General features: G+C 26.9%; 6 protein-coding genes and 1 pseudogene. All 7 read left to right on the forward strand.

The window, feature by feature from the left end:
* The first annotated feature begins 16 nt into the window (after positions 1-16).
* The gene (locus tag OYV_RS03165) at positions 17-583 is read left to right on the forward strand and encodes an SVM family protein (RefSeq protein ID WP_011160893.1); all 567 of its coding nucleotides are present in this window, start codon (positions 17-19) and stop codon (positions 581-583) included.
* An 88-nt stretch (positions 584-671) separates the two neighbouring features.
* The gene (locus tag OYV_RS03170; protein ID WP_041624802.1) at positions 672-887 is read left to right on the forward strand and encodes a hypothetical protein; all 216 of its coding nucleotides are present in this window, start codon (positions 672-674) and stop codon (positions 885-887) included.
* Entirely contained in the window at positions 871-1,119 is a 249-nt protein-coding gene (locus tag OYV_RS04715) for a hypothetical protein (protein WP_041624804.1), read from the forward strand. Before OYV_RS03170 ends, OYV_RS04715 begins: the two co-directional genes overlap by 17 nt.
* Before the next feature lie 5 nt (positions 1,120-1,124).
* Positions 1,125-1,766: a YqaJ viral recombinase family protein gene (locus OYV_RS03175; protein ID WP_041624806.1), complete on the forward strand. Its 642-nt coding sequence runs from the start codon at positions 1,125-1,127 to the stop codon at positions 1,764-1,766.
* A gap of 74 nt (positions 1,767-1,840) precedes the next feature.
* Positions 1,841-2,452, forward strand: coding sequence for a dTMP kinase (gene tmk, locus OYV_RS03180; protein WP_081931942.1), 612 nt, complete (start codon positions 1,841-1,843; stop codon positions 2,450-2,452).
* Positions 2,452-2,586 carry a hypothetical protein gene (locus OYV_RS05565; RefSeq protein WP_269077291.1) on the forward strand — a complete coding sequence of 45 codons (135 nt, stop codon included), beginning with the start codon at positions 2,452-2,454 and terminating at the stop codon, positions 2,584-2,586. The genes tmk and OYV_RS05565 overlap by 1 nt, the downstream gene beginning before the upstream one ends.
* Positions 2,587-2,620: 34 nt before the next feature.
* Positions 2,621-3,106, forward strand: a pseudogene (locus OYV_RS03185) (hypothetical protein); the annotation flags it as partial.

Consider the following 3,106-nt stretch of genomic DNA (forward strand, 5'->3'; position numbering starts at 1 on the left):
AAAGGAGATTTAATTAATGATTAAATTACAAAATCAATTTAAAATAATAAGTATTTATTTATTTACTTTTTTAGGACTATTATTTATAACTAATAATTATCAAGTTATGGCAATGGATAATAACGATGGTATATCTGAAAATAATTCAGTTGTTGATAATCATATAGATGAATATAATACTTTTAGAAACTTATTATTAACCCAAGGTAGAATATCTCAACAATTGATTAATGCTCTTTTTAATCATAGTTCAGTAACAGAAATTAATTTTTTGTTGAATCAAATACAACAAGTACACCAACAAATAATAACTTATCAACAAAGACAACTAAATAATCAAGAACAAATGTTAAGAAATTTTGATAATAATATGACAATAGTTCAATTAGAAAGAGAATATTTATTGTTAACACAAGAGATGATTTCAGCAATTAATAATACACCACTTTATGCTTCAGAAGAACAAATAAATACCTTAAGAAATATTCAAACAAGAATAGATCAAAATCAAAGACAAATAAATATCATTAGAAATCAAATACAAAATAACCAAAATCAACCAAATAATCATAGAAGACGTTAAAATAATTAAATTTTTTAATCACAAACTCAAGACCCTTCAGGGTCTTTTTTTATTTAACAACACACCCCTTGGAAAGGAAACAAAAACCATGTTAATGAAAAAAATCTTTCAATCTTTACCTAGTAATCTCATCTTTTTCATCATCACTCTACTTTTATTTATTCCAATTATCACTATTTATTATGTCATTAAATTCTATCTTTTCACCGTTAAACTAAGTCTTCACCAATTAAAACAAGGAATAGTGGTTCAATTCTATCAACATTTAATCACGAAACAACCCAATCATGTGGAATCTATTTAATACTTGGTTAACCAAGCTAAATAATAGCCTTAATACTATCAGTCATTATTTCTTTACTTATCAAAATCAATGGTTAAATTTAGGTTTATTAACAATTATTTTATTATTTCTTCCTCATCTTTTATATTTAATTGATTTTCTTTTTAAATGTCTTTATCACATTCTACGGTTTATTTATTATTTAGGAAAATATCTTTTATTATTATTAAAGAAAATATTTAAGAAAGAATGAATATTATGAGAATCAAAAACTTAAATCAAAGAACCAAATTATGGTACCAACATCGAAAAAAATACATCAACGCTTCGGAAATTGCTTCCATTACGGGGTTAGACCCTTTTCGTTCCATGGAACAGTTAGTTCTTGATAAACTCTTTGGAACTACTTTTACCGCTAATCAATATACACTGCATGGCCAAAAAATGGAACCCATCGCGCGACAGTTTTTCATACAAAAAACCAATTTAATTTTCGAAGACACTATTTTTACTGATGATCAAGTTAACCTTTTTTCCGCATCTTTAGATGGTTACAATGAACAACACCAAGCTGTTTTAGAAATTAAATGTCCTTATGTGAATGAAAACCAAGAAGTCTCAACCACTTGGACTCATTTTTTAACTCACCCTCAGTTAGAAAATATCCCACAATACTATTGGGCCCAAGTTCAATGTCAACTCTATTGTTCTCAAGCACAATTTGCTTACTTTTTAGTCTATTTTAACGACCAAAACTATCACGTTGTTCGGATTTATCCTGACAAAACCTTTATTACAAAAATGATTCAAGATAGTCAAAAATACTTAGCTCTTTTAACCAAAGCCAAAGACGAATTAGAAAAAACCACTTATTTAAAACAATTAAGCAAAATCAAATAATTGATTCATACTTTTAGACCTTCAATTTGAAGGTCTTTTTTTTATGCCCAAATTAAAAATCAAAGGAGAAAACAATGATGAAATTAATCGTTTTTGAAGGACTTGACGGAAGTGGAAAAACTTCTCTTATCAATTCCCTTCGACCCCTCTTAAAAACCCCTCATCAACTTTATCAAGGTTTAGGGAGTAGTTCTCTTGGGAAGGAAATTAGAGATTTATTTTTAAATTTTCAACAAGTAGATTACATCACTCGTTTTTATTTAAGTCTCACTAATATGTCTCAAATCCAAGCGGAATTATTTAAAAATCATCAATTAATTATCTTAGATCGTTGGTTACCATCCACTTATGCTTACCAATTATTTCCCTTTTTTAAGGAAAAGAAACAACTTTTACCTTTAAAAAAGATCTTTAATCTGAATCATGAAACTATCTTAAGAAAACCTGATTTATTAATTTATTTAGATATTGACCCTCTTATCGGAAGAAATAGAAAGAAGAAACAAAAAAACTATCAAAGAGATCTGATTGAAAAACAATCATTAACCTATTTTCAAACCGTTCGCCAAGGATACAATCATTATCTCACTCATTATACTAGTGATATTAAGAAATTAATCTTAAACGGAAGCGATCCCATTCCATCAAACATCCAAAAAATTATGAAATATCTAGGAGAAAGATAATGGCTATTGTTATTAAGAAAAAATGTCAAAACGGTAATCTTTATTTTTATTACCATAATGGAAAAATTAAAACCATCAAACCTGATGGGACCATTACTTGGAGAACAAAAAAAATTAAGAAGAAAAGACCTTAAAACAAGGTCTTTTTTTCTTGAGAAAGGAAGCAAGATGTTAACTAACGAAGATTTTTACCAAATTAAACAACTTAACACTAATACTCAATGTGTTAATATTTTAAAAAAACTTTTTCATAAAATATCATTTTCACTTAATTTTCATAAATATATGAATCATCATCACCATTTACTAGATCAATATTTAACTGATAACAACTATCACTCTCAAAGTCAAAAAGTGATCCGTGGTAAAATCAATGAATATCTTATTTTATTATATTTTCAAAATAAAGGAATCATTCATTTATATCCGCAAGCTTATTTATTCTTCATCCCAGATATTAAATTTGATTTAGTTTTATTTACTAAAACTAAACGCATTATCGCTTTTAATTTTAAAACATGTCTTCGTGATCGTTACAAACAAGCCATGATAGAGGCTCAACAATTAAAAAAACTTGATACTCGTTTTGAATTTTATTTATTAACTAATAACACTGTGGAAACTCAAAGATTAAACAAGAAAATCAATCAAGGG

The sequence above is a fragment of the 'Chrysanthemum coronarium' phytoplasma genome (assembly GCF_000744065.1).
In the GTDB taxonomy this organism is placed as follows: domain Bacteria; phylum Bacillota_I; class Bacilli_A; order Acholeplasmatales; family Acholeplasmataceae; genus Phytoplasma; species Phytoplasma asteris.